The organism is Bradyrhizobium sp. CCGB12 (assembly GCF_024199845.1).
Taxonomy (GTDB): Bacteria; Pseudomonadota; Alphaproteobacteria; order Rhizobiales; family Xanthobacteraceae; genus Bradyrhizobium.
Genome location: NZ_JANADO010000001.1, coordinates 3,707,260 through 3,731,524, shown reverse-complemented (window position 1 = coordinate 3,731,524; position 24,265 = coordinate 3,707,260). Strand labels below are relative to the sequence as shown.

Genomic DNA, 24,265 nt, shown 5'->3' with positions numbered 1-24,265 from the left:
AGCGACAGGGTAGGGCCGATGCTGAAGCTGCCTCGCTTTAGAGCCGCCGCCGTCCAGGCTTCACCAGTCTATCTCAACGCGGGCGCGACCGTGGAGAAGGCGGCCTCACTGGTGCGTGAGGCCGCGGCCAATGGCGCGAAACTCGTCGCGTTCCCCGAAGTGTTCGTTCCCGGCTATCCCTACTGGAACTGGATCACTGATCCCGTCACGGGCAGCGCGTGGTTCGAGAAGCTTGTCAAGGCATCGGTGCTGGTGCCGGGTCCCGAGATCGACGTCGTCAGGAAGGCCGCGCGCGAGACCGGGTGCTACGTCGTGCTCGGCGTCAACGAGCGCAGCCCGGTCTCGCTGGGCGCGATCTACAATACCCTTGTTTTCATCGGGCCCGACGGCGCGCTGCTCGGCAAGCACCGCAAGCTGGTGCCGACCTGGGCAGAGAAGCTGACCTGGACCGGCGGTGACGGATCGAGCCTGCGCGTCTATGATACCGAGATCGGGCGTCTCGGCGGGCTGGCATGCGGCGAGAACACCAACACGCTCGCGCGTTTCGCGCTGCTCGGCCAGGGTGAGCTCGTGCATGTCGCCAGCTACATCTCGCTTCCCGTGGCGCCTCCAGACTACGACATGGCGGAGGCGATCAAGCTGCGCGCGATTGCCCATTCCTTCGAAGGCAAGATTTTTACGATCGTCTCCTGCTCGACGGTGTCGGAAGAGATCATCGCGGCGATGGAAACAATCGTTCCCGACGCGCGTGCGCGCTTGCAGCGCAAATCGAGCGCATTCTCCGGCATCATCGGTCCCGACGGTCGCGTGGTCGGTACTCCCTTGATCGACGATGAAGGCATCGTCTACGCCGATATCGAGCTCGAGCGCTGCATCCAGCCGAAGCAGATGCATGACATCGTCGGGCACTACAACCGATTCGACATTTTCGATTTGCGGGTCAACCGCCGGCCGCTGGCGCCGTTGGGTCTGGCGGACGGTGAGGGCGATGCCCGGAGCAGGGCTTCACACCCATCCCGCTGAGATCGGAATAATGGTTTGGGATACGCTGGCTTGAAGCATGGTGCTAATACTTCCACACCGTCATGCCCGGGCTTGTCCCGGCCATCCACGACCTTTCGTGCAGCAAAAAGAACGTGGATGCCCGGGACAAGCCCGGGCATGACGAGCTTGGCCATCGTGCTCTAGCTGAAACGACGAGACAGGACTTGGAGGACAGGATGCGCGAGAACGTGATCGGCCGGGCCAATGTCGAGGACACGCCCGAGCTCAAGGCCTATTACAAGGATCTCGAAAAGTACGAAGCCGGCGCGCTCTGGACCGTCGCCAACAAGATCGAGCCGTGGGCGCCGCAATCGGCCTCAGTCCCCGTGCTCTGGCGCTACAACGATCTGCGCGAGCATGTGCTGCGCTCGGTGGAGCTGGTCTCGCCGGAGAAGGCGGGGCGGCGGGTGATCTACCTCAACAATCCCGGCCGCCGCGACGTCTCGGCCGCGGTCGGCTGGCTCTATTCGGGATTGCAGGTGATGCATCCCGGCGAAGTTGCCACGGCCCATGCCCATTCCGCCTCGGCTCTGCGCTTCATCATGGAAGGAGCGGGTGCCTACACCATCGTTGATGGTCACAAGATGACGCTGGGCGCGCGGGATTTCGTGCTCACGCCGAACGGCACCTGGCACGAGCATGGCGTCGAGGGCAACGGGTCGGTGTGCATCTGGCAGGATGGCCTGGACATTCCGCTGGTCAATGCGCTGGAAGCAAATTTCTTCGTCGTGCATCCAAAGATCCAGCAGGAGCCTTCCGGCTATCCCGTGGACGACATGACAAAGACCTGGGGCAATCCCGGTCTGCGGCCGGCCGACTCGCGCTGGTCGAAAGGCTATTCGCCCATGTTCAAATATGAGTGGGAGCCGACTTACGATTCCTTGCAAAAATATGCGGCCGCAACCGACGGCTCGCCTTACGACGGCATCCTCATGAACTACGTCAATCCGATCACTGGCGGGCATGTGATGCAGACGATCGGCGCGAGCATGCAGTTGCTGCGGCCCGGTGAAAAGACCAAGTCGCACCGGCACACCGGCAGCTTCATCTACCAGGTCGCCAAGGGGCGCGGCTATTCGATCATCGGCGGCAAGCGGTTCGAATGGGAGGAGCGCGACATCTTCTGTGTTCCCTCCTGGGCCTGGCACGAGCACGGCAATGCGTCGGCGAGCGAGGACGCCTGCCTGTTCTGCTTCAACGATTTACCCGTCATCGAAGGTCTCGGGCTCTATCGGGAAGAGGCCTATGGCGACAATGGCGGCCACCAATCGGTGGCGGCCTGAAATGTCCTTGCAGAATTCAAACAGAATAGCCGGATAAAGCTTTCATGCGCCTTGTCACCTACACCTTGGGCTCCAGCGGTGCCCGCCTTGGGGTTCTCGTCAACGGATTGGTCGTCGATGTCGAGCGGCTCGGTGCGTCCAGGGGGCTCGTCTGGCCGAGCGACATGCTGTCTTTCATCGACAACAGCGTGACGCTGCTGCCGGCGCTGAAGGCGTGCCTCGACAGCAGCAACGGACATTTGCCGGTCGGCTCCGCCGTTCCGATTGAGGATGTGAGGCTCCAGGCACCGATCCCGCGCCCGCGGAAGAACATCTTCGGCATCGGGTTGAACTATCGCGCGCATGTGGCGGAATCTGCCAAGAGCCTGGACACGGACAAGGACCTGCCGAAGCAGCCGGTCGTCTTCTCCAAGCCGCCGACCTCCGTGATCGGTCCGGGCGCCGCGATCCAGCACAATGCGAAGATGACGCAGCAGCTCGACTGGGAGGTCGAGCTCGCCGTCATCATCGGCAAGACTGCAACTCGCATTTCGGTCGAGACGGCGATGGAGCACGTCTTCGGCTATTCGGTGATGATCGACATCTCCGCGCGCGACAATCGCCGCGCCGGGCAGTGGATCTTCTCCAAGGGCATGGATACCTACGCGCCGTTCGGCCCGTGCATCGTGACGGCGGACGAGATCGCTGATCCGCATGATCTGCGGCTCTGGCTGACCAAGAACGGCGTCACGAAGCAGGACTCCAATACCAAGTACATGATCTTCGACATCCCGGTTCTGATATCAGACATCTCGTCGGGGATGACGCTCGAGCCCGGCGACATCATCGCTACCGGTACGCCTGAAGGCGTCGGCGCAGGTATGACTCCTCAGGAATGGCTCTGGCCAGGAGACGTGGTGGAAGCCGGCGTCGACGGTGTCGGCGTCATCCGTCACCCCGTCGTTGCGATCTGATGACGAATTTCTCGTTCGATCGCGAGCTCAGGTTCGGGGATTGCGATCCCTCGGGCATCGCCTACTTCCCGTCCTACCTGAACATCCTCAACGGCGTCGTCGAGGACTTCTGGGCGGAAATCGGCTTTCCCTGGCCGGAACTGATTACGGTGCGGAAGATAGGCACGCCCACGGTCCACCTGACATGCGATTTCTCCCGGCCGTCGATGTTCGGCGATCTCCTGACGTTCAGCTTGCGCATCGTCCGGATCGGCGGATCGTCCCTCCATCTGGAGCATATTGTCTCCGGTGCGAATGGTCCGCGCTGGCGCGCGCGCCAGATCCTTGCGGCAACCTCGCTCGTCGATCATCATGCGATCCCGTGGCCCGATGACATTCGCGCCGCATTGATGGCGCATGTGAGCGTGGGCGAGGGCACCGAGGCAGCACCCGCATGATCTCGCTCTTCATGACATTCTCCGATTCCACAGGCGAGCGGCGAATTCGTTCCGACGAGGTTGCCACTGTGGCGGAGTTGGTCGGATCGATCCCTGATATGACCGAGGGCCTGCTGTTCACGCCGCTCGAAGAGTCGGTTGACCATCCCTACAGGGACGATGGCTCCGGCCCCGTGTTTGCGCTTCAACTGCGGTTTCCCGATCTGTTCGCCTGCGAGGCGGCCATGGACCGCGACAGTGTCCTTGCCAGCCTCGCGACAGGCGCCGGACTATCCGGCCTCACCGGACTGGACGTCACGCACCAGGTGATGCTGACACGCGCGTTTCCCGTCGATGTCGCCGCACATCCGGCAGGAACGAGAACTCCGTGCAGTTATCTCGTCCACTATGCCGGCCCGGCCGAGGACATGAACGCCTGGAATCTGCACTATCTGGAGCACCATCCATCGATCATGCGGACCTTCCCTGATGTCCGCCAGATCGAGATCTACACCCGCATCGATTGGATCGACCGGCTCCCGTCGCAGCGTGTCGAGCACATGCAACGCAACAAGCTGGTATTCGACAGCCCACAAGCCCTCGCGCATGCGCTCGGCTCCGACGTGATCAAGCGTATGCGCGCGGACTTCGTCCAGTTCCCGCCTTTCTCGGGCGGCAACAAGCATTTTCCGATGCTGACGAGGGTGGTTAGGTCTAAGCCCTAGATGGCCGAGAGCGTGAAAGAATACGCGTGGGTAGGACACTGTGTGTGACCAATTTGGAAGTGGGAAGGCGACGTTGCGGGTCAAAAGCCGCCGACGGCCGCCGCTGATCTTCACATGGATTGGAACGTCCACAGCGCGCAAGAGGTTAGATATTGCGCACGATCGCGGCGGCGCTGAACGCTGGATTGGAGGCAGTATGAAAATCATGGACGAAGACGGCGAAGTCATCGCCATTGCATCGGATGATCATACTTTAATCGGCGGCCATCACCGCCTCGCCGTGGCGGCTAGCCTCGGAAAAACACTGTTCTGGCGAGATACCGGCGAGCCAGTGAAGCTTGATCAATTCTTTAAGCATTATGGAAGCTCGCTTCGACATACAGCCTGATCCGCCCGACGAGCGATGTTCGGTTCATCGCAACTACGCCAGCTAAGGCTGCTAAGCCCGCCGCCGGTGCAGCCCCACTGCCGCTTATCGAATTTGCTATTTGTTGTCGTCGTTGAACTTTGCGAGATTTGCAGCACTCGTCGAGTGCTGCTTTGGGTCGCGGCTCGTGCTGGAGTGTCGATGGCGGCTGCGCCACATCAAGCGGCCGTGGGAATGCGCTCCGAAGCATCCGTTCAGATCGGAAAGCCAGAACGGCACGAACCTGGGCTTGGCCAAGTTCAATCGGCGATCGCTGCTTCCTGAACGTCCCCTTGCCCTTGGCCGCTGCCAGAGCGTCGAGTTGCTCGGTACCGGCCGGGCGACAGGCCATGATGTCGATGGAACAGTTTTGAAAACGCCGCCGCTGTCTCGTAACCGACCTGGCTCGCGATCCGTGCGATGGGCTCATCGGTGGTTTCGAGCAGGAACGCCGCCTCCGCCATTCGGCGTTCGATCACATAACGATGCATGGACTGGCCGACGAGCTTGGTGAAGCGGGCCGAGAATACCGAGCGGCCGAGCCCCACGCGATGGCCGAGGTCGCTCAGGGTCCAGGGCCGCTCCGGGTTTTCGTGGATCAACTTGAGCGCCGGTCCGATATGCGGGTCCGATATGGCCCCGAGCCAGCCGCCTTGTCCGGGACTGAGAGACGCGATCCAACTTCGGAGCGCCTCGACGAACAGCACTTCCGTCAGTCGTGAAAGCGCGACGCGTTGACCGGGACGCTCGAGTGCGGACTCGCTGACCATGCGGCGCAGAATGGCTTCGAGCCAGCCACCGTCCGCCGTCGGCTTCAGCAGGAGCACGGGCGGAAGCAGCTCCAGCACGCTGCCAAACATCGGCCGGGACACGGTGAAATTGCCGCAGATCATGGTCGAGATCGGCTTTGCGCGGCTGCCGTGACGAATGACGCCAAACCGCGACGACGCTCGATCGATATCCATGATCCGCAAAGGCTCGGCCCGGCGATCCGAATAAAACACGTGGGGCTCGCCGCGTGTGATCACGACAAAATCGCCCTCGGTCATCTCGATTTCCTGTCCCTGTTCGAGCGCGAGGGTGGCGGAGCCCTGGCTGAGATAGTGAAACAGGGCGTAGGGGCGCGACGGCAACTCGAGATGCCAGGGATGACCGAGCTCGAAGTGAAAGAGCAGCGTCCCGCCGAGACGAACGCGATCGAGCACTTGGGCGAGGATGTCCATGCTGCCGAGATTAGACCGGTGGACGATTGGACACAACATCCGGACGATTGATCCCTATCGTCCGAAAGCGCCGCGCAATAGGTCATGTCGCGGGCGGGCCGACATTACGTGCGGCAACCATTTCGCCGACGGCAGATGGAAGAACCGCCACCTTGCTGGAAACGCCTGTCCATTCCCCCGGACTGTGTTCGTCCGACATGCCAACAGGAACAATCAATGCGAAATATTCTTCTCTCAGCCGCCACCATACTCCTGGCCGGATCGACATTGGTCGCCTCCGCCCATTCCGCCGAGCTGCCCAAGGGAGCAACCCATAACATCGTGCTCGTGCACGGCGCTTTCGTGGACCAGACGAGCTGGCAGCCGGTTGCCGATATTCTCACGAAGAAAGGCTACAACGTAACGCTCGTGGAGAATCCGCTCACTTCGCTCGCCGCTGACGTCGATGCCACCAAACAGGCGCTCGCGAAGCAGAACGGCAGGACCGTTCTGGTCGGCCACTCCTGGGGCGGCGTGGTGATCACGCAAGCCGGCAACGATCCCAAGGTTTCGGCGCTGGTCTATGTTTCCGCTTTCGCGCCGGAGGTAGGTGAATCCCTGGCGTCGCTGGCAAAGGCCGGCCCGTCGACCGAGGGTGGCAACGCGATCCATCCCGACGCGAAGGGCAATTTGTACATCGATCCCAAAGTGTTTCCGTCAGCCGTCGCGGCTGACCTTCCTCCGGAAATCGCTGAGCACCTCGCCAACTCGCAGCTTCCGTTGAACCACGTTGCGTTCGAAGCTCCCGTCGACATTGCGGCCTGGCATGACAAGCCGACGTTCTATGTCATCAGCACGAAGGACAAAGTCCTCGCGCCCGAGGCCCAGAAGTCATTCGCAGCGAGGATCAAGGCGCAGACGACGGAAGTCGCAGGCAGCCATGCTTCGCTCGTCGTTCATGCCAAGGAAGTCGCCGCGGCGATTGAAAAGGCCGCACTCGCGAAGTGACGATACCGCTCCCGGCGTTTTCGCGCCGGGGGCGCTCGCTCGGAGTATGCAGAACGCATCGGACCGCGATGGCGCAAGCCAGTCAAAGCCGCGGAAGCGCCAGCGACAGCCTAGAGGAAGGTTTTGGTCGCTGCGCCACACCGGTCCGCCATTCGATTATTCTATGCCAAGCATCCGGAGGATGACATGACTCAACTCGACATCTCGGGCCAGGACGTCTGGCACTGTTTTCACGCAGCTAACACACGAATTGCTATCGCGCGGGATCCGTCGGCCCGCGCCTCACGGCAGCACCGCGGTCGTTCATATCTGCGTCGAACTGACCGTCACGCGATGGACTTCCATCTTCTGGCCGATGCCTTTCAGGTTCTCGTAGTTGCGCGACATTGAACGTGAATTGACGATGTCACCGATGCCCGGCGCCTCCATCACCGTTGCACTGATGCAGACTTCGTTGACATCGGCGAGACCTTGCACGCGTGCGGCGATATTCACGTCCTGTCCGAAATAGTCGATGCGGTCGTTGAGCGTCACCGCAATCGCACGTCCCTTATGGACACCGACCTTGAGCCCCAGCGGCTGCGAAGCGGTCCGGTTGAATCGCGACAGTTCTTCGATCATCTCGATGGAAGCGCAAACGGCGTCCTGAGGACGCTCGAACCCGGCCATGACCGCGTCGCCGATCGTCTTGACGATGGTGCCGGACCGTTCCCGGATGATCCGGTTCAGGATCTCGAAGTGTTGACGGACCAAAAAATACGCGTTCACGTCACCAACGCTTTCATACAGCGGAGTCGACTGCTTCAGATCGGTGAACAGGAAAGTCATGTCTGAGACTTTGATGCTCTCGCCCTCATCCACCAGCTGCGCCTTGTAGAGTTCGCGGAAGCTCGGGGTGAGCAGCAAGCGCCTGCCGGAAAGAAACGGTTCATATTCGACCAGATGGGGCTCGAAACCCGGGGGATACTGGACGAACCAGAGGCGACCGCGATCGCCGGTGCGGTTCTCGATCCGGATGGTGTGTTTGCCGGGGGTGAGATCAGCCGTCTGCCGGAACGAAAAGCGTCCGTCGCCGAGGACCATGTCTCTCGGTGCCGTCGGGCGGTCGGGCACCAGGAAGCGGCCAGACTCGAGCTGGACCAGCGTCTCTTGCCGTTCTGCCGGCTTCCCGTCCGCGAAGAAGACCAGAAGGAGTTTGTGGCTCAGGTCCAGCACCTCGAAACGGCCAGCCGTAACCTCGAAGTCGAAGCTGCGGCGCTCATGGGCCTCGATATCGGCAAATCCCCGTGAGAGCGCCGCAACGAGCTGCTGATGCGTCATCCCGTGCGGAGCGATGAAGCCCTTGGAAAAGTTGTAGCGCAGGTAGAAATCCTCAACAGAAAGCCTTTCGGGATGGCGGAATATGATGTCGCGCACGCCGCTCGAGACCGTAAAGGCGACCTGAATGTAGTCGTCCAATGCCACATCGTTGTTCGCGTTGCAGAACGCGCACTGAAAGCGCGGATGGACCTGGTCGAGCTCGCGAAAGCTGCCGGCGACCTGCGGGCAATAGGCGCAGATGAGCAGCCAGTCCATCTCGAACAGACCTACCTTTGCGGCGTGCACGAACAGCTCTATCGCGTCCGTCTCGGATAGTCCGACGAGACGGCCGTAGTGGATGGGGTTGACGCGAAAGAGATCATAGTCGTCGGCAGTACGGATGAAGTGTTCGAGATCCGAGAGGGCATTCGGAGCCCAGCTTCTTGCCGATCCGAGCGCATCGAGGCGCTGGCTCAGGAGACTCTCGTTGACTGGAGACGGGACACTCATCTCAAGCTCCCTATCGAGTGACTACCCTATCGGTCTCAGGCTGAACTCCGCGACGGCAGATACTCAGGTGGGTCTTGCACCCGCCAGCCGTTGCTTCGCTCGTCCGCTTCAAGACTGGCGGTATCGGCAATCCGCATTCGCCTGCACGCAGGAGCGCAAAGTCTCGTCACTGGGCGGTGGCCAAGTCGGCTGCATCGGCAAGTGCGATCAGAAAGTCGGTGCGTCGAGCTGCCCGTACGGGCACTTGAATCCATGTTCCGCGACAATGTGCCTAATCTATCCTCGGCTTCGTCCTTGTCGCAAGCAACGAACGCATCGCGGACATCAGGCGTGCCCCTAACCTGATACCCCGGGAGAAAAGCCTGCCAGCGCGGAGCCACGGATTCATCCAGCGGCAACCAAACGTAACATCTTCAACGGTACCGGGGGACAGCAACATGTCAGCCGTCATCATGGTGCGGCAAGGCACGCTTGCGTTTGGCGGTTCATATCGGAAGTCTGGGATGCCCAGGTTGGCGCGATCCCGGGAGCGGCGATGATGGCATCATGCCACTGTTTTGCCCGACGGAGCAAGTTAATTTTCGTAAAATCCGCAAGCAGCGATTAAGCCACTGATATCGCTGTCACCGGCTACTGTGCATGGGGTTGTTTTCGAACATTTTTGTTGCGCGGCTCGCCTGGCCTGATCCAGACGGATTCTAGTGTCCGCCGAGATAGGCCGTGATCAGCCGGGGATCGTGGATGAGATCCTTGGCGGGACCCGACTGCACGATCTCGCCGGTCTCGAGCACGTAGCCGTAATCGGCCGTCTCCAGCGCGGCGCGGGCGTTCTGCTCGACCAGCAGGATCGACACGCCGAGGTCGCGCAGCGATGCGATGGTGCGAAAGATTTCGCGTACGATCAGCGGTGCGAGGCCGAGGCTGGGCTCGTCCAGCATCAGGAGCTTCGGCTTGGCCATCAGCGCGCGCCCCAGCGCGAGCATCTGGCGCTCACCGCCGGAGAGGGTGCCGGCGGCCTGGCGCTGCCGTTCCTTCAGCCGGGGGAAGCGGTCATAGACCTCGTCCAGCGTCTTCTGGACGCCCGAGCGGTCGCGCAGGCTGTAGGAGCCGAGCAGGAGATTGTCGGCGACCGACATGTCGGAGAACAGCTCGCGCTTCTCGGGCACAAGGCACAAGCGGCGCTCGACGCGGTCCTCGACGGACATCCTGCCGATGTCGTTGCCCTGAAAGACGAGGCGGCCGCGGGAGGCGAGCAGGCCGATGGCGGCCAGCAGCAGCGTGGTCTTGCCGGCGCCGTTGGGACCGATGACGGTGACGATCTGCCCTTCCTCGACCGACAGCGAGACGTTGCGGACCGCCTCGACATTGTCGTAGCAGACCGTCACATCGGACATGGAAAACATCTCGCTCACGCGACGCCTCCGAGATAAGCCTCTTGAACCCGCTCGTCGTTGCGGATCGCGCTCGGTACGCCTTCACAGAGCTTGGAGCCGAAATCCAGCACCACGATGCGGTCGACCAGCGACATCACGAACTCCATGTCATGCTCGACGATCAGAATGGTCAGATGGTCCGCCCGCAATGACCGCAGCAGCTCGGCAAGCCTGAGCTTCTCCTGGCGGCGCAAACCCGCCGCCGGCTCGTCGAGCACCAGCAGCGCAGGGTCGGCCGCGAGTGCGCGCGCGATCTCCAGGATGCGCTGATTGCCGAGGGGAAGGTTGCCAGCGAGCTCGAATGGCTTGTCGCCGAGCCCGACGCGCTCGAGCTGCATCAGCGCCTCATGTCGGGCGCTCGCTTCCTCGCGTCGATTCAGCCGGAAGGCGCCGGCAAACAGGCCGGTGCCGGTGCGGCCGTAGGTGCCGAGCATGACGTTTTCGAGCAGGCTCATGCGCGGCCGCAGCTTCACGTGCTGAAAGGTTCTGGCGATTCCAGCCTTGGCGATGCGGGATTGCGCGTCGCGTGTGATCGGGCGTCCCGCGAACACGATCTCACCCTTGTTGACCCTGAGCGCACCGGTCAGGCAGTTGAACATCGTGCTCTTGCCGGCGCCGTTCGGGCCGATGACGGCAAGGATCTCGCCGGAGCGGACCTCGAAGCTGACATTGTTGACGGCGACGAGGCCGCCGAACCGGCGCTCGGCACCATCCACCTTCAGGAGGAGCTCGCCCGGCTTCGGCTGCGAACGGCGAGGCAGGGACGGCGCCGACTGCGGCCGCTCTCGCCGCATCTTCGGCAGGTAGCGCGCGACGAACGGCACGATGCCCTGCCGCGCCCATTGCAAAAACAGGATGAACAGCGCGGAGAAGGCGACGATCTCGAGCTGGCCGGATGCGCCCTTGGCGATGAGTGGCAGATAGTCCTGCACGCTGTTCTTCAGTAGCGTCACGATGGCGGCACCCACGACGCCGCCGAGAAGGCTGCCGGCGCCACCGACCATCGACATCATCAGATATTCGATGCCCATACCGGCATCGAACGGACCCGGGCTGATGAAGCGGCTCAGATGCGCGTAGAGCCAGCCGGACAGCGAGGCCAGGAACGCCGCGATCACGAAGGTCGCGAGCTTGATCCGGAAGGCATTGATGCCGAGGCTTTCGACCAGCGTATTGCCGCCGCGGAGCGCGCGCATGGCGCGGCCAAGCCGGGAGTCCAGGAGATTGTAGCCAAGCACAAGGACGAGGACGACGATTCCCCAGATCAGGAAATAGATCTGCGCGCTGGAGGCCAGCGCAAACGATCCGAAACTGATCGGCGGGATCGACGAGATGCCGTTGAACCGACCGAGCCCCTCGACATTGCCGAACAGGAAGCCGATCGCAAGGCCCCACGCGACGGTCGAGAGCGACAGGAAATGGCCCTGAAGCCGCAGGGTGACGACGCCCAGAAGGGTCGCGACGCCGCAGGTCAGGACCACGCCGAACAGCAGTCCGAGCCAGGGCGAATGCCCGTTCAGCGCAGAGACCCAGGCCGTCGCGTAGGCCGCAACGCCAACAAACGCGGCCTGTCCGAAGGACACGATGCCGCCGACGCCGGTGAGAAGTGCAAGTCCGATGGCGACCAGCGAATAGATGCCGATGTAATTCATCAGCGTGATGCTGAAGGGGCTGAGGACGAGGGGCGCGAGCGCGAGGCACACCACCGCTGTCAGCGCAGCAAGCTGAACGTGAAGACGCGTCATTCCTCGATTTCCTCCTCGGAATGCAGCGAGGCGAGGGATCGCCAGATCAGGATCGGGATCAGGAGTGAAAACACGATGACATCCTTGAGCGCGCTGCTCTCGAAGGATGCGAAGCTTTCGAGGATGCCGACGCCGACGGCGCCGATCACCGCACCGGGATAGCTGGTCATGCCGCCGACGATGGCGCCGACGAAGGCTTTGAGGCCGAGAAGGAAGCCGGAGTCGTAGAAGACGGTGTTCACAGGAGCGATCAGGATGCCCGATACGCCGGCCATCAGCGACCCCAGCAGATAGGCAATGGTGCCGGCGCGAGCCGGCCGTATCCCCATCAGGCGGGAACCAGTCCGGTTCACGGCCGTGGCGCGCAACGATTTTCCGACCAGCGTGAAGTCGAAGAAGAGGTAGAGCAGGCCGCTGAAGACGAGTGCCGCGATCACGATCAGCATGGTCTGGCCCGAGATCAGCACGCCCGCGAACTCGGTCGAGAGTGAGGTCAGCGGCTCGGTCCGGACCCCTTCGGGGCCGAAGAACAACAGGCCAAGGCCCACCAGCGCGAAATGCAGCGCCACGGACACCGTCAGCAACAGGAGCACGGTGCCGTCAGCAATCGGACGGAATACGATCCGATCGAGCAGCGGGGAGATTGGCATGATCAGCATCAGCGCGAGCACGAGCCGGACCGCGAGGGGAGGATCCAGGCGCATGACAAGCCAGGCTGCGCCGACAACAGCGAGCGGAAGCACGAGATAGAAGGACAGTGCGCGAGGCAGCTGCCGGAGCTCGCTGGAACGCGCAAGGGCGATGATCTCGATCAGGGTAGCGAGGCAGGCCAGGATGACGACCAGCGCTCCCGTGCCCGGAAAGCGCTTCGCATCGAGGGCAGCCAGCGTCAGCGCCGTGAAGGCGGCGATGTCGCCGAAGGGAATAAAGATGACCCGCGTCACCGTGAAGATCAGGACCGTCCCGATCGCCACCAGGGCATAGACAGCTCCGGTGGCGATCCCGTCGATCGCAAGAATGGCTGCGATGTCGCTCGTCATTGAGACGTCGTTCCCTTGTTCTCGTGGCTTGCCGCCGTCCGACTTAAGGCGCGTACTTCCAGGCGCCGCCGGTCAGGCGCACCACGACCAGGGCGCGTTCGTCGACACCGGTCACCGCGCCGGGCTTGAAGTTGTAGACGGCATGCACGCCCGCCAGCTCCTTGGTGCTGAGGATCGCATCCCGCAGCGCAGTGCGGAATTCGGCCGTTCCGGGTTTCGCCGTCTTGAGGGCGCGCTCCGCAGCATTGGCGAAGATCAGCCAGGCGTCGAAGGAGTAGGCGGAGAAGCCGTCGGTGGTCGGGACGTTATTGGTCTTCTGGTAGACGCTGCGGAAGTCCAGCGCGATCTTCTTGGCGAAATGCTCGTCGGGAAGCTGCTCGGCCACGATGACCGGGCCCGCGGAGACCTGGATGCCTTCCGCCGCCTTGCCGCCGACGCTCACGAAGTCCGGATTGACCAGCGCCACCGTGCCGTAGGTGTTGCCCTTGAAGCCGCGGTCCGCGAGGCTGAGGAGAGGCAGCGCGCCTTGCGTCCCCGAGCCGCCGTCCAGCACGGCGTCGGGCCGTGCAGCAAGCACCTTCAGGATCTGTGCGGTCACCGAGGTGTCGGTGCGCGCATAGCGCTCATTGGTCTGGATCTTGATGTCACCGGCGGCTTCGGCGGCCTTGGCGCCGTTGTAGACGAGGTCGCCCCACGCGTCGGAGAAGCCGATATAGCCGATGTTCTTCATGCCATCGCGCTTCATGCGGTCGGCGATGACCTTGACGAGGAGCGACGCCGGCTGTGGCACCGACACCACCCACTGCTCGGGTGTTTCAGGCAGCTTGCCGATCGGCGAGACCGCGATCATCGGCACTTTCAATTCGCTCGCCACCGCCGCCATCGCGATGGTCGAAGGCGCCGTCGCGGTGCCGATCAGGAGGTCGACCTTCTCCTCTTCCACCAGCTTGCGCGCGTTGCGGGTCGCGGCCGACGGGTCGGAACCGTCGTCGAGCTGGATCAGGCGGACGGTTTCGCCGTTGATGGTCTTCTTGTATTCATAGGCGGCGTTGATGCCGCGCCCATAGGGGATGCCGATCGACGAACCGTTGCCGCTGAGCGAAGTGACGAAGCCGATGGTGATGTCGGCCTGCGCGGCTGGGGCTGCGACGATTCCGGCGACAAGTGCAAGGAAGCTCAGAGTCTTGCGCATCTGCGTTCTCCTCCGTTGATGCTGGATAGAAATGCCTTGAAGCTGCCGCGCGGAGACCCCGAACGACGAACCAACCGATTGAAAGCATTGCTGCAGCGCCAAATCCCTGGCGCGACCGAAGGGAGTTTGCTCGCCCGGGCGCTCAGCAGCCATGATGTTGCTTGCCGCGCGAACGACGGGCCCATCGGCGAATGCAGGCGGGCCTTTTCCGGAGCAATGAAAGGTCGTCGGTGCGGCCGCGATGCGCGACCGGTGATGCTGCTGCTACGGCCGGCTGTTCGAGCACGGCGACTGTCCACACGATCGAGTCTCTCAAAATCGCTGCCCTGCAACATCATTGTCATGGCCGCCGGTCCCTAGCCCGGCGAGGAATTGCTTAAAGCCTAAAGTATTGCCGGTGGCGCCGTCAACACGTGTCACGGCGCTGTCAGAAAAAAATGTTGCTGCATACAATTTCGTAAGTATGCGGCGTTTCTTCATCGCTCGAGCGCGCGAAAAAGCTGGGCTTGCCGTGTCGTGGACGATGCCCATCGCCGCCGCCGCGGCGCGCATTTGACGCGTGAATTAGTTTATGATTGAAATATATTCATCGGCATCTGACGACCGACCCTCCGATCACCGCTTGAGGAAGAAGGACGATGCGCATCTTCTGGCAGAGCTTCGTTGATGCGAGCGTGAACGCGCCCTACATGGCGCGGCTGTCGGAATATCTCAACAACATCGCCGCATCAGGCACGACGGTTCACGTCGAGGGCATTACGCCGCCAGACCGGGAATTCGGACGGCTTGCGGAATTGCGCTGTGCGGTCCAGGCGATCGATAACGGCATTGCGGCAGAGGAGGGCGGGTTCGACGCCTTTGTCATGGGGCATTTCCAGGATCCCGGCCTTTACGAGCTGCGCTCGGCGCTCGACATTCCCGTGATCGGGGCCGGCGAGGCAACGTTGCTGGCGGCCTCACAACTCGGCCGGCGACTCGGCCTTGTCACGCTCGATCCCGTCTTCGAGGTCTGGCACTACGAGCAGGCCGAGCGTTACGGCCTCGGCGGCCGCGTGGTGCACGTGACCGGTCTCGGCTGCAAGCCGGAGGATTTCGCCGATGCGTTCGCCGGAGACGCCGTCGCGCAAGCCCGCATGATCGAGGATTTTGTCGCCTGTGCCCTCCCCCTGGTCGAGCGCGGCGCTGATGTCGTGATCCCGGCCGGCGTGCTGCCGGGCCTCCTGATTGGGCGGGAGCATGGCCTGAAGGTCGGCCACGCGCCGGTGGTCAACTGCGCGGCCGTGGCGCTGAAGAGTGCCGAGATGTGGGTGCAGCTCCGGCAGCTCAATGGCACAGAACCAAGCCGGGGGCCGAGCTTCACGCGGGCCAGCGCCCAGGCGCGCGCCGATTTCCGGGCGCTGCTCGCCCGTAGCAGCCGCTAGTCCCCGCGAACAATTCCTGGAGAGCTAATCATGATGACTCCCGAAAAGATCCTGTACGAGACCGAGGTGACGGCGACCGGCGGTCGGGAGGGTAAGGCCGCTAGCATCGACGGACTATTGTCGGTGTCGCTGTCCTTGCCGAAATCGCTGGGCGGCCCGGGTGGGGAGGGCACCAATCCCGAGCAGCTCTTTGCAGCCGGCTATGCCGCGTGCTTTCTCGGCGCGGTCAAGCTCGTCGCGCGCACGCGGAAGGTGGTGCCCTCCGCCGAGCCGTCCGTGACAGCTAAGGTTGCGATGGGGCCGGTTGCCGTCGGATACGCGCTTGCTGTCGAGCTGAAGGTCAATCTGCCTGGTGTCGAGAAAGCAGTGGCCGAAGAGGTCGTTGCCGGCGCACACGAGCGCTGCCCCTATTCGAACGCAACCCGCGGCAATATTGACGTGAAACTGACGGTGGTCTGAGTCGGATGAACGAGGGCGGTCGGTGACCAATACCTTGCGCACACCGTACGACGGGGTCGTGATCGCGGCTCCCGTTACAATTCCCTATGTGCGCTACTCCATAGAGAGCGCGCAGTGGTGGATCGGGCGGGCGCTGAGCGCGCTCGTTGCACAGGCCGGCATCAAGGCGTCTGATATCGACGGTCTGTGCGTCTCCAGTTTCACCATGGGTACTGACAGCGGGGTCGGCTTGACGCAGCATTTTGGGCTCTGCGTACGATGGCTGGACACGATCCCGCTCGGTGGCGCCAGCGCCATCGCTGCGCTGCGAAAGGCGGCGCGCGCGGTTCAGGCGCGCGACGCCGACATCGTGGCGTGCGTCGCCGGCGATACCAATCATGTCGATTCGTTCAGGCTGACGCTGGAGAATTTTTCCCGGTTCAACCAGGACGCCGTCTATCCCTACGGAGCGGGCGGCGCCAATGCGAGCTTCGCGCTGATTGCGCGCAACTACATGCGGACGTTCGGCGTCACGCGCGAGGATGTCGGAAGGATCGCCGTCGCCCAGCGGGTCAATGCCTTGCGCAATCCGCACGCGCTGATGAAGACGCCGCTGACGATGGAGCAGTATCTGGCGGCACGGCCGATCTCCGACCCCATCCATCTGTTCGATTGCGTGATGCCATGCGCCGGCGCCGAGGCCTTCCTCGTGATGCGCGAGGAGACTGCAGCCTCACTCGGGCTGGCAGCCGCCCGGCTGCTTTCGACGATCGAGCGGCATAATGCCTTTGCCGACGATCCGATGCAGGTGCGCGGCGGCTGGGCGATGGACGCGGGCGAGCTCTATGCGATGGCCGGCGTGAAGCCTGACGATCTCGATATCGTGCAGACCTATGATGATTATCCCGTCATCACGATGATGCAGTTCGAGGATCTCGGCTTCTGCAAGAAGGGCGAGGGCGCGGAATTCGTGCGCCAGCACGATCTCACCATCGACGGCGACTTTCCGCACAACACCTCGGGCGGGCAACTCTCGGCCGGGCAGGCCGGCGCGGCCGGCGCTTATCTCGGTCTCGTCGAAGGGCTGCGGCAGGTTCTGGGAATCGCGGGGCCGACCCAGGCCAGCGACGCAAACCTCTGCCTGGCCTCGGGCTTCGGCATGATCAACTATGACCGCGGCCTGGCATCGGGCGCCGCGATCTTTGCAGGGCCTTCGCGATGATCGAGCCGATCAAACCGCCCCGGCGCAAGAACCCGCTGTTGCGGACGCGGCTTCCTGCCTCGCCACCGCGACCGCGCAGCAGGACGTCCCATGGGTTTACGCGGGCAGCCGCCGAAGGCCGCTTCATGCTGCAACGCTGTGAGGCTTGCGGCACCTTTGCTTATCCGGCGCGGGAGGCGTGTCCGTCATGCCTGTCGTTGGGCCTCGCATTCGTCGACGCGCCGCGCCGAGGCATGCTCCTTTCCGAGACGACGGCGCGCGTGCCGAGCGATGTCTACTTCCGCGAGCGGGCGCCCTGGCGGATCGGCCTCGTGAAGATGGATTGCGGTCCGACGATCGTGGCACACCTCCACGCCGACTGCGCGGAGGGCACGCCCGTCCGCATGTCGTTGCAACTCGACAAGAGCGGTCAGGCGGTGGCCTTTGCCCATCCTGAGGGGGAGACTCCCAACATGGTAGACGACAAGCAGTGGCGGGAAATGACGGCCGACCCGAAATTCCGGCGCGTGCTCGTGACCAACGGCCGCAGCGTGATCGGCCAGGAAGCCGTCGCCGCCTTGAAGGGTGCAGGGGCCAAGACGGTATTCGTCGGCGTTGCCGAACCATGGCGGCCGTTCGCCGGCGAGAAGCTGCTGCGTGGTCAGGACGGGATCGAGATCGTTACCCTTGACGCAGCCGACGAAAAGTCCGCCGCCGATCTGGCCGCCGACATCGGCGGTAAGGTCGATATCCTTGTCAACACGACGGAATATGTGCGGCCGGGCGGCCTGCTCGACCGCCGGGGCACAAGCATCGCACGCGACGAGATCGACCAGGCCTATCTCGGCTTCATCAACCTCGCGCAGGCCTTTGGACCCGCCATGCGGATGCGCGGCGCCGACGGCATCAATAACAGCGCCGCTTGGGTCAACATTCTCTCGGTCTATGCGCTGGCGAACTGGCCTGCCTTTGGCGCCTACTCGGCCTCGCAGGCAGCCTGCCTGTCGCTGTCGCACTGCCTTCGCGCGGAGCTCAGGCCCGCGGGCGTCCGGGTGATGAACCTGTTCACCGGGCCCGTCGACACCGAATGGTTTCAGACCGTGCCGCCGCCGAAGGTGGCGCCGCGCGCGATTGCGCAGGCGATCGTATCGGGGCTGAGAGGTGGGCTCGAAGAGATGTATGTCGGAGATGTCGCAGAAGAGACCCGGCAGCGTCTCGCGGCCAATCCGAAAGCGCTCGAGCGCGAGCTCGACAGGTGAGATCGAGATTTCAATCAAACCGGAGGATGTGACGATGCAAAGCAAGAATCTCCTGGAGCTGGCGGGTGCGATCTCTTCCGGCGCGGTGCGCGTTGTCGATCTGACCTTTACGCTTAGTCCGGATTTTCCGGTCATTGTGCTACCGCCGGAGTTCGGCCAGGCGGCGCCGGTCCGCATCCAGGAAATCTCGCGGTACGACGGTCGCGGCCCGGCCTGGTACTGGAACAATGTCACGTTTGGCGAACACACCGGCACGCATTTCGACGCGCCGATTCACTGGTTCACCGGCAAGAACCTGCCGAACAATGCCGTCGACACGATGCCACCGAAGGACATGATCGCCCCGGCTTGCGTCATCGACTGCTCCGCACAGGCCGCGCAGGATCCGGACTTCGTCCTGACCGTCCCGCTTGTCGAAGCGTGGGAAACGAAGCATGGACGGATCCCGGATCGTCACTGGGTTCTGCTGCGCACCGATTGGTCGAAGAAGGGTTGGCGCGACTACGCGAACCTCAGGGACGACGGTGCACATACGCCGGGCCCGAATCCGGCGGTCATGAAGTGGCTGGTGGAGGAGCGCGGCGTCATCGGGTTTGGCACCGAGACCATCGGTACCGATGCGGGGCAGGCCGGGCATTTCGATCCGCCTTATCCGGCGCATCACTTCCTGCACGGAGCGGGGCGTTATGGCCTGCAATGTCTGTGCAACCTGGATCAGTTGCCGGCCACCGGCGCCATCATCGTCGCCTCGCCACTGAAGATCCAGAACGGCTCCGGCAGTCCGCTTCGCGTCATTGCGCTGGTTGCGTCAACCTGAACCCAACCCGTGGCGCTTGCCGATCAGAACAAGAAACGCTCACGAAAGACAGGTGCCATGAACTTGATCAAGAACCTGCTGGCCTCCACTGCATTGCTGCTTGCCGTCCCGCAGCTTGCGCAGGCCGAAATCCTCGTCGGATTCGTCACCGGCCTCAGCGGGCCGGTGTCGTCGATCGGCATTCCCAACGCGAAGGGGATCGCGGCAGGGCAGGCCTATATCGGCGAGATCGGCGGCGAGAAGCTCCGGGTCATCCAGCTCGATGACGGCTCCGATCCAACGGCGTCGGCGCGCAACGCCCGTAAGCTCGTCGAGCAGGAGAAGGTCGATGTCCTCATCGGCACGTCCGGAGCCCCCCAGACGCTCGCGATGGCGACTGCGGCCATCGAAATGAAGGTTCCGATGATCGCGGTGTCTCCGATCGCGCCGGTGCCGCCTGGCGACGGCGGCCCCTGGGTCGTCCAGACGCCGCAACCGACGCCGCTTCTCGTGCAAGGTATCATCGACCACATGAAGGCGAAGGGCCTGAAGACGGCCGCCTTCATCGGCTTCTCGGATGCGTTCGGCGACCTCATGTACAATTCGCTCGAGCAGAGTGCGAAGACGGCCGACATCAAGGTCATTGCCAACGAACGCTACGCCAGATCGGACTCTTCGGTGACGGCCCAGGTGCTGCGCGCACTCGCTGCGCGTCCCGATGCCATTATGCTCGGCGGCACCGGGACGCCCGGTGCACTGCCGGTCATCGCCTTGTCCGAGCGCGGGTATAAAGGGCCGCTCTACGGCAATCACGGGCTGATCAGCGCCGATTTCCTCCGTCTGGCCGGCAAGACCGCCAACGGCATCATCTGCCCGACCGGACCGGTGACCGCGGCCGAGCAGCTGCCTACCAGCAATCCGATCCAGAAGGTGGCTCTGGATTTCCGCAGCGCCTTCGAGAAGGCGAACGGCGAGGCGCCGACGGATTCATTCTCGTCCTATTCTTTCGACGGCTGGCTGGTCTTCGCCGATGCCGCCAAGCGCGCGATGGCAACCGGAGCGAAGCCCGGCTCGCCGGAATTCCGCACCGCGCTGCGTCAGGCGCTGTTCACGACCAAAGAGGTCGTCGGCACACAGGGCGTCTACACCTATACGCCGGCGGATCGGCATGGCGTCGACGATCGCTCGCGTATCCTGGTCCAGATCGAGGACGGCAAATACAAGCTGTTGCCCTGAGGCGGGAGCATGATCGTGACGGAGAACGATGCGCCGGCGAACATCAGCGAGACGGTCGGCCGAGAGAATGCGACGCCGGGCTGGGTACGCGCAGTGACGTCGTTTCCGCCGTCGGACCGCATCCTCTCGACGATCCTCACGCGGCAGGCGGAGCGTTACGGCGATCGCGTCCTGCTGGTCGCGGGAGAGACGCGCTGGACCTTTGCGCAGACCGCGGCGATTGCGGCTGCGTCGGCCCAGGCGCTCGTCGATGCCGGGATCAAGCCGGGCGATCGGGTCGCGCTGATGTGCTCCAACCGTCCGGAGTTCCTGCAAGTCTATCTCGGCTGTGCGTGGCTCGGGGCCATCGCAGTGCCGATCAATACCGCGCTGCGCGGCTTCCAGCTCTCTCACATCTTCCGCAACTCGCGTCCTGCGCTCCTCGTCGTCGAGGCTCAATTCGTTGCCGCGATCGATAGTGTCGAGGCGGGTGTCGAGCTGCCGCCCCGCACCTGGATCATCGGAGCCGCCGCCGGGGCAATCGATGCCAGGCTTTCCGCGGGACCTTTGCCGGCTCTCGGAGCCACGGCCCCGGCGGGCGCCGTCCGCCCCGGCGACACCGTTGCGATCCTCTACACATCGGGCACAACAGGACCTGCAAAGGGTGTGTGTTGTCCGCAGGCGCAACTGTTCTGGTGGGGCATCTATTCGGCGCGGGCGCTCGGCATCCGCGAGGGGGATGTGCTGTTCACGACACTGCCGCTGTTCCACACCAACGCGCTGAATGCGTTCTATCAGGCGCTGCTGAACGGATGCACCTACGTGCTGGAGCCGAAATTCTCCGCCTCCGGCTTCTGGGCCGTCGCGCGACGGCACAATGCGACGGTCGGCTATCTGCTCGGCGCCATGGCGTCGATGCTTCTGGCGCAGCCGAAGGGCGCAGACGATTTGACGCATCGTATGCGTGTCGCGCTTGGCGGTGGCGTGCCGCCGCAGATCCACGGTCCGTTCCGCGAGCGATTTGGCGTGCCCCTGGTCGACGGCTACGGGTCGACCGAGACGAACTTTGTGTTCGCCGGCGCGATTCCGTCCGATCGCCCGGGGACGATGGGTTATCTGGCCGATGGAATCGAGGCGCGGATCGTGGACGAGAATGATTCAGTGCTTCCCGACGGACAGGCCGGCGAGCTCGTGCTTCGCGCCAGAGAACCCTTTGCTTTCGCCACCGGCTATTTCGGCATGCCGGAGAAGACGGTCGAGGCCTGGCGAAATCTGTGGTTTCACTCGGGCGATCGGGTCGTTCGGGATCCTGACGGACATTATCGCTTCATCGACCGCATGAAGGATTCGATCCGCAGGCGTGGCGAGAACGTATCCTCGTGGGAGGTCGAGCAGGCCATCCAGTCCCATCCCGCGGTCGCCGCTTGCGCGATCTACCCGCTGCCATCGGAGTTGGGAGAGGACGAGGTTGCGGCTGCGATCCTGCCGGAACCGGGCCAAGCGCTGGAGCCCGTCGACATCGTCAGGCATTGCGAAGGGCAGATCGCCTATTTCGCCATCCCGCGCTATGTGCGCATTCTGAGCCAGATGCCACTGACGGAGAACGGCAAGATCAAGAAGGGCGTGCTGCGCGACGCGGGCGTCACCGCGGATACATGGGATCGCGAGGCGGCCGGAGTGAGGTTGCGACGCTGACCGTCGCCTCCGCTCAGGGTTTTTGTAACGCGTCCCTGACGGCGCCCTTGAGCTCGTCGAGCTCGCTGATCAACCCCTCGTACCGGTCCGCCGGGAAATCCGCCAGCAGTTCGGCGAGCCACGCGCCGTGGCTCTTGGCCATGCGTCTGAAGGTCTTGCGGCCTTCGACCGTCATGCAGACAATCTGCACGCGGCGGTCGAGGTTCGACGGCGTGCGGGTGATGTATCCATCCTCAACCAGGCGATCCACGATCGGCGTCAGGTTCCCGGCCGAGACCATCAGGCGCTTGGGCAGCTCTCCCAGCACGAGTCCGCTCGGTTCGCGGTCGAGCTGAGCGAGAACATCGAAGCGGGGCATCGTGAAATCAAACTCTTCGCGAAACCGGCGCCGCAGCTCGCCTTCGATCAGAGTCGTGCAAGCAAGCAGGCGGAGCCAAACCCGGGTTTGAGCCCTGTACTCGGCTTCCTGATCTGTCCCGTTCCTGGCCGAAACAGGCGTGGACTCCTTCGCGAGTGCCAATCGAATCTCCCGGGCTCGTGGCCTATTGAAAGCTGGCGCAGCTCTTGTGGACACGAGCAAGATAGTTCGTGCCAAAAGTAAATTCAAGGCTGAGCCCGCATCGCCCGGTATCGGCGCTCCCGGGTATCCAATTTGCAATGAATCTCAAATAGACGCTGTGGTGGCGAGCTTGCGGCCCGTGGTCCCTGCGGTACCGTCTTGACAAAGTCTGTGCGAAGAAAAATTTTATGCTTAAAATAATTCGGGTGAGAGCTCGGCACACGGCGCGACGCTCGAAATCGAGGGATCATGCGAACAGCAATAGCCTACACTGTCCGTTCCTGGATCGGCGCGTTCGATAGGTGTTGATCTACAGGCGTACGACTTCACCAGTTCGAACGCTCTCGTCGGCGGCAAAGACGATGCGAAGTGAATTGATCGCGTCTTCGTGATGCTCGGACAGGTCCATCTCGCCACGGACCGCACTCAGAAACAGCCGCTGCTCGCGCTCGCAGAGCTCCTGATGGTCGGGTTCATCTGCGGTCGAGATCAATTCGTCCGGCTTCGCAAAGCGGTCTTCGGTGTCGCGCGCCGCGTGATGGATGCGAAGCGCGTTGGTCCGTGTATGCGTGTCATGTTCCGCCGAACGCCCGCCCGTATCGGTACTCTCTTTCGCGACCATCGACACGCTGCCGTTTGGGCCGATCATGTCTTTCACGAAATGAGCGGTCTCGCTCATCATCGGACCCCAGCCGACCTCGTACCAGCCGACGGAGCCGTCGTCGAACATGATGTGAAGATGGCCGTAATTGTACATGGCCGGCGCGATCTCGCTCGTCAGTCGTACCCCGACCGCGTGAACCGCAACGGGACGCGCTCGCGTCACCTGGCACATGATGTCGACGTAATGGACGCCGCAATCTACGATCGGTGAAGTCGACCGCATGAGTCTCTTGTGCACCTCCCAGAAGGAGCCTGCAGACTGCTGGTTGAGATTCATGCGCATGACGAGCGGCTTTCCGAGCGTTCGGCCGATTTCGACGAACCGCGACCATGCGGGATGTACGCGCAGAATATAGCCGATCAGCAGCGCCTTTCCGGCCGCGTGTGCAGCGCTGACGACTTGTCGCGCGGCATCCCGCGTGTCGGCCAGCGGTTTTTCGCAGAAAACATGCGCGCCAGCAGCGAAAGCCTGCAACGCCATGGCGGCGTGATGCTCTGTGTAGGTGCAGATCGCGACGGCATCGGGACGCAAACTCGTGAGCGCCTCGTCGAAGCTTTCGAAGCGCGGAAGAGCAGGAAACTCGGCCTCGAGATCGTCGCGATCGGCCGCGCGAGAGGTGCAAAGACCGACGAGCTCGAAACCCTCGATCGATCGGTAGGCGCGGGCATGGCTGGTTCCCATAGTGCCGAGGCCAACCACGAGAACGCGAACATTCTGTGGAAGTGAAATGGAGTGCGAGGACATGGCTCGATCGCGTCCTT

At 63.0% G+C, this 24,265-nt stretch carries 23 protein-coding genes; 14 read left to right on the top strand and 9 right to left on the bottom strand.

What is annotated here, in order from left to right:
- The first annotated feature begins 18 nt into the window (after positions 1–18).
- The 6 genes from NLM27_RS17895 to NLM27_RS17870 all read left to right on the top strand — a co-directional run bounded on the left by NLM27_RS17895 (position 19) and on the right by NLM27_RS17870 (position 4,809).
- On the top strand, positions 19–1,023 hold the full coding sequence (locus NLM27_RS17895; RefSeq protein ID WP_254144558.1) for a carbon-nitrogen hydrolase family protein: 1,005 nt from the start codon (positions 19–21) through the stop codon (positions 1,021–1,023).
- Between the two features lie 197 nt (positions 1,024–1,220).
- Positions 1,221–2,327, top strand: coding sequence for a cupin domain-containing protein (locus NLM27_RS17890; RefSeq protein ID WP_254144557.1), 1,107 nt, complete (start codon positions 1,221–1,223; stop codon positions 2,325–2,327).
- A gap of 44 nt (positions 2,328–2,371) precedes the next feature.
- Positions 2,372–3,280: a fumarylacetoacetate hydrolase family protein gene (locus NLM27_RS17885; protein WP_254144556.1), complete on the top strand. Its 909-nt coding sequence runs from the start codon at positions 2,372–2,374 to the stop codon at positions 3,278–3,280.
- Positions 3,280–3,717, top strand: a complete 438-nt coding sequence (locus NLM27_RS17880) for a thioesterase family protein (RefSeq protein ID WP_254144555.1) — start codon at positions 3,280–3,282, stop codon at positions 3,715–3,717. Before NLM27_RS17885 ends, NLM27_RS17880 begins: the two co-directional genes overlap by 1 nt.
- On the top strand, positions 3,714–4,421 hold the full coding sequence (locus tag NLM27_RS17875) for a hypothetical protein (RefSeq protein ID WP_254144554.1): 708 nt from the start codon (positions 3,714–3,716) through the stop codon (positions 4,419–4,421). Before NLM27_RS17880 ends, NLM27_RS17875 begins: the two co-directional genes overlap by 4 nt.
- A 196-nt stretch (positions 4,422–4,617) precedes the next feature.
- On the top strand, positions 4,618–4,809 hold the full coding sequence (locus NLM27_RS17870) for a hypothetical protein (protein ID WP_254144553.1): 192 nt from the start codon (positions 4,618–4,620) through the stop codon (positions 4,807–4,809).
- 278 nt (positions 4,810–5,087) lie between these two features.
- Here NLM27_RS17870 and NLM27_RS17865 read toward each other — a convergent pair whose 3' ends face one another.
- Positions 5,088–6,050, bottom strand: coding sequence for an AraC family transcriptional regulator (locus NLM27_RS17865; protein ID WP_254148857.1), 963 nt, complete (start codon positions 6,048–6,050; stop codon positions 5,088–5,090).
- 216 nt (positions 6,051–6,266) lie between these two features.
- On the opposite strand from NLM27_RS17865, the gene NLM27_RS17860 reads away from it, so the two are divergent.
- Positions 6,267–7,037, top strand: coding sequence for an alpha/beta fold hydrolase (locus NLM27_RS17860; RefSeq protein ID WP_254148856.1), 771 nt, complete (start codon positions 6,267–6,269; stop codon positions 7,035–7,037).
- Positions 7,038–7,340: 303 nt separating this feature from the next.
- On the opposite strand, the gene NLM27_RS17855 is transcribed toward NLM27_RS17860, so the two are convergent.
- The 6 genes from NLM27_RS17855 to NLM27_RS17830 all read right to left on the bottom strand — a co-directional run bounded on the left by NLM27_RS17855 (position 7,341) and on the right by NLM27_RS17830 (position 14,787).
- The gene (locus tag NLM27_RS17855; protein ID WP_254144552.1) at positions 7,341–8,846 is read right to left on the bottom strand and encodes an adenylate/guanylate cyclase domain-containing protein; all 1,506 of its coding nucleotides are present in this window, start codon (positions 8,844–8,846) and stop codon (positions 7,341–7,343) included.
- Between the two features lie 698 nt (positions 8,847–9,544).
- On the bottom strand, positions 9,545–10,258 hold the full coding sequence (locus NLM27_RS17850; protein WP_254144551.1) for an ABC transporter ATP-binding protein: 714 nt from the start codon (positions 10,256–10,258) through the stop codon (positions 9,545–9,547).
- Positions 10,255–12,024, bottom strand: a complete 1,770-nt coding sequence (locus NLM27_RS17845; RefSeq protein WP_254144550.1) for an ATP-binding cassette domain-containing protein — start codon at positions 12,022–12,024, stop codon at positions 10,255–10,257. The genes NLM27_RS17850 and NLM27_RS17845 overlap by 4 nt, the downstream gene beginning before the upstream one ends.
- The gene (locus NLM27_RS17840) at positions 12,021–13,064 is read right to left on the bottom strand and encodes a branched-chain amino acid ABC transporter permease (protein ID WP_254144549.1); all 1,044 of its coding nucleotides are present in this window, start codon (positions 13,062–13,064) and stop codon (positions 12,021–12,023) included. Before NLM27_RS17840 ends, NLM27_RS17845 begins: the two co-directional genes overlap by 4 nt.
- Before the next feature lie 43 nt (positions 13,065–13,107).
- The gene (locus NLM27_RS17835; RefSeq protein ID WP_254144548.1) at positions 13,108–14,256 is read right to left on the bottom strand and encodes an ABC transporter substrate-binding protein; all 1,149 of its coding nucleotides are present in this window, start codon (positions 14,254–14,256) and stop codon (positions 13,108–13,110) included.
- Positions 14,257–14,568: 312 nt separating this feature from the next.
- A complete protein-coding gene (locus NLM27_RS17830) occupies positions 14,569–14,787 on the bottom strand; it encodes a hypothetical protein (RefSeq protein WP_254144547.1) in 219 nt (72 codons plus the stop codon).
- 107 nt (positions 14,788–14,894) lie between these two features.
- Between NLM27_RS17830 and NLM27_RS17825 the strand changes: the two genes are divergently transcribed.
- The 7 genes from NLM27_RS17825 to NLM27_RS17795 are packed head-to-tail and all read left to right on the top strand — an operon-like array spanning position 14,895 to position 22,281.
- Positions 14,895–15,677: an aspartate/glutamate racemase family protein gene (locus tag NLM27_RS17825; protein WP_254144546.1), complete on the top strand. Its 783-nt coding sequence runs from the start codon at positions 14,895–14,897 to the stop codon at positions 15,675–15,677.
- A 30-nt stretch (positions 15,678–15,707) separates the two neighbouring features.
- On the top strand, positions 15,708–16,136 hold the full coding sequence (locus NLM27_RS17820; RefSeq protein WP_305887596.1) for an organic hydroperoxide resistance protein: 429 nt from the start codon (positions 15,708–15,710) through the stop codon (positions 16,134–16,136).
- A gap of 22 nt (positions 16,137–16,158) precedes the next feature.
- Positions 16,159–17,337 carry a thiolase family protein gene (locus NLM27_RS17815; RefSeq protein WP_254144545.1) on the top strand — a complete coding sequence of 393 codons (1,179 nt, stop codon included), beginning with the start codon at positions 16,159–16,161 and terminating at the stop codon, positions 17,335–17,337.
- The gene (locus NLM27_RS17810; RefSeq protein WP_254144544.1) at positions 17,334–18,575 is read left to right on the top strand and encodes an SDR family NAD(P)-dependent oxidoreductase; all 1,242 of its coding nucleotides are present in this window, start codon (positions 17,334–17,336) and stop codon (positions 18,573–18,575) included. Before NLM27_RS17815 ends, NLM27_RS17810 begins: the two co-directional genes overlap by 4 nt.
- Positions 18,576–18,609: 34 nt before the next feature.
- On the top strand, positions 18,610–19,392 hold the full coding sequence (locus NLM27_RS17805; RefSeq protein WP_254144543.1) for a cyclase family protein: 783 nt from the start codon (positions 18,610–18,612) through the stop codon (positions 19,390–19,392).
- 57 nt (positions 19,393–19,449) lie between these two features.
- Positions 19,450–20,607 carry an ABC transporter substrate-binding protein gene (locus tag NLM27_RS17800; RefSeq protein WP_254144542.1) on the top strand — a complete coding sequence of 386 codons (1,158 nt, stop codon included), beginning with the start codon at positions 19,450–19,452 and terminating at the stop codon, positions 20,605–20,607.
- A 9-nt stretch (positions 20,608–20,616) separates the two neighbouring features.
- Complete coding sequence (locus tag NLM27_RS17795) at positions 20,617–22,281, top strand: ATP-dependent acyl-CoA ligase (protein WP_254144541.1); 1,665 nt, start codon at positions 20,617–20,619, stop codon at positions 22,279–22,281.
- 13 nt (positions 22,282–22,294) lie between these two features.
- On the opposite strand, the gene NLM27_RS17790 is transcribed toward NLM27_RS17795, so the two are convergent.
- Both NLM27_RS17790 and NLM27_RS17785 read right to left on the bottom strand, forming a co-directional pair.
- Entirely contained in the window at positions 22,295–22,801 is a 507-nt protein-coding gene (locus NLM27_RS17790) for a MarR family winged helix-turn-helix transcriptional regulator (protein WP_254144540.1), read from the bottom strand.
- 349 nt (positions 22,802–23,150) lie between these two features.
- The gene (locus NLM27_RS17785) at positions 23,151–24,248 is read right to left on the bottom strand and encodes a Gfo/Idh/MocA family protein (protein WP_254144539.1); all 1,098 of its coding nucleotides are present in this window, start codon (positions 24,246–24,248) and stop codon (positions 23,151–23,153) included.
- Positions 24,249–24,265 lie beyond the last annotated feature (17 nt).

Coding starts and splice junctions, on each gene's coding strand:
- NLM27_RS17895 (WP_254144558.1), top strand. CDS start 19: ATGCTGAAGCTGCCTCGCTTTAGAGCCGCCGCCGTCCAGGCTTCACCA.
- NLM27_RS17890 (WP_254144557.1), top strand. CDS start 1,221: ATGCGCGAGAACGTGATCGGCCGGGCCAATGTCGAGGACACGCCCGAG.
- NLM27_RS17885 (WP_254144556.1), top strand. CDS start 2,372: ATGCGCCTTGTCACCTACACCTTGGGCTCCAGCGGTGCCCGCCTTGGG.
- NLM27_RS17880 (WP_254144555.1), top strand. CDS start 3,280: ATGACGAATTTCTCGTTCGATCGCGAGCTCAGGTTCGGGGATTGCGAT.
- NLM27_RS17875 (WP_254144554.1), top strand. CDS start 3,714: ATGATCTCGCTCTTCATGACATTCTCCGATTCCACAGGCGAGCGGCGA.
- NLM27_RS17870 (WP_254144553.1), top strand. CDS start 4,618: ATGAAAATCATGGACGAAGACGGCGAAGTCATCGCCATTGCATCGGAT.
- NLM27_RS17865 (WP_254148857.1), bottom strand. CDS start 6,050: ATGGACATCCTCGCCCAAGTGCTCGATCGCGTTCGTCTCGGCGGGACG.
- NLM27_RS17860 (WP_254148856.1), top strand. CDS start 6,267: ATGCGAAATATTCTTCTCTCAGCCGCCACCATACTCCTGGCCGGATCG.
- NLM27_RS17855 (WP_254144552.1), bottom strand. CDS start 8,846: ATGAGTGTCCCGTCTCCAGTCAACGAGAGTCTCCTGAGCCAGCGCCTC.
- NLM27_RS17845 (WP_254144550.1), bottom strand. CDS start 12,024: ATGACGCGTCTTCACGTTCAGCTTGCTGCGCTGACAGCGGTGGTGTGC.
- NLM27_RS17840 (WP_254144549.1), bottom strand. CDS start 13,064: ATGACGAGCGACATCGCAGCCATTCTTGCGATCGACGGGATCGCCACC.
- NLM27_RS17835 (WP_254144548.1), bottom strand. CDS start 14,256: ATGCGCAAGACTCTGAGCTTCCTTGCACTTGTCGCCGGAATCGTCGCA.
- NLM27_RS17830 (WP_254144547.1), bottom strand. CDS start 14,787: ATGGGCATCGTCCACGACACGGCAAGCCCAGCTTTTTCGCGCGCTCGA.
- NLM27_RS17825 (WP_254144546.1), top strand. CDS start 14,895: ATGCGCATCTTCTGGCAGAGCTTCGTTGATGCGAGCGTGAACGCGCCC.
- NLM27_RS17820 (WP_305887596.1), top strand. CDS start 15,708: ATGATGACTCCCGAAAAGATCCTGTACGAGACCGAGGTGACGGCGACC.
- NLM27_RS17810 (WP_254144544.1), top strand. CDS start 17,334: ATGATCGAGCCGATCAAACCGCCCCGGCGCAAGAACCCGCTGTTGCGG.
- NLM27_RS17805 (WP_254144543.1), top strand. CDS start 18,610: ATGCAAAGCAAGAATCTCCTGGAGCTGGCGGGTGCGATCTCTTCCGGC.
- NLM27_RS17800 (WP_254144542.1), top strand. CDS start 19,450: ATGAACTTGATCAAGAACCTGCTGGCCTCCACTGCATTGCTGCTTGCC.
- NLM27_RS17795 (WP_254144541.1), top strand. CDS start 20,617: ATGATCGTGACGGAGAACGATGCGCCGGCGAACATCAGCGAGACGGTC.
- NLM27_RS17785 (WP_254144539.1), bottom strand. CDS start 24,248: ATGTCCTCGCACTCCATTTCACTTCCACAGAATGTTCGCGTTCTCGTG.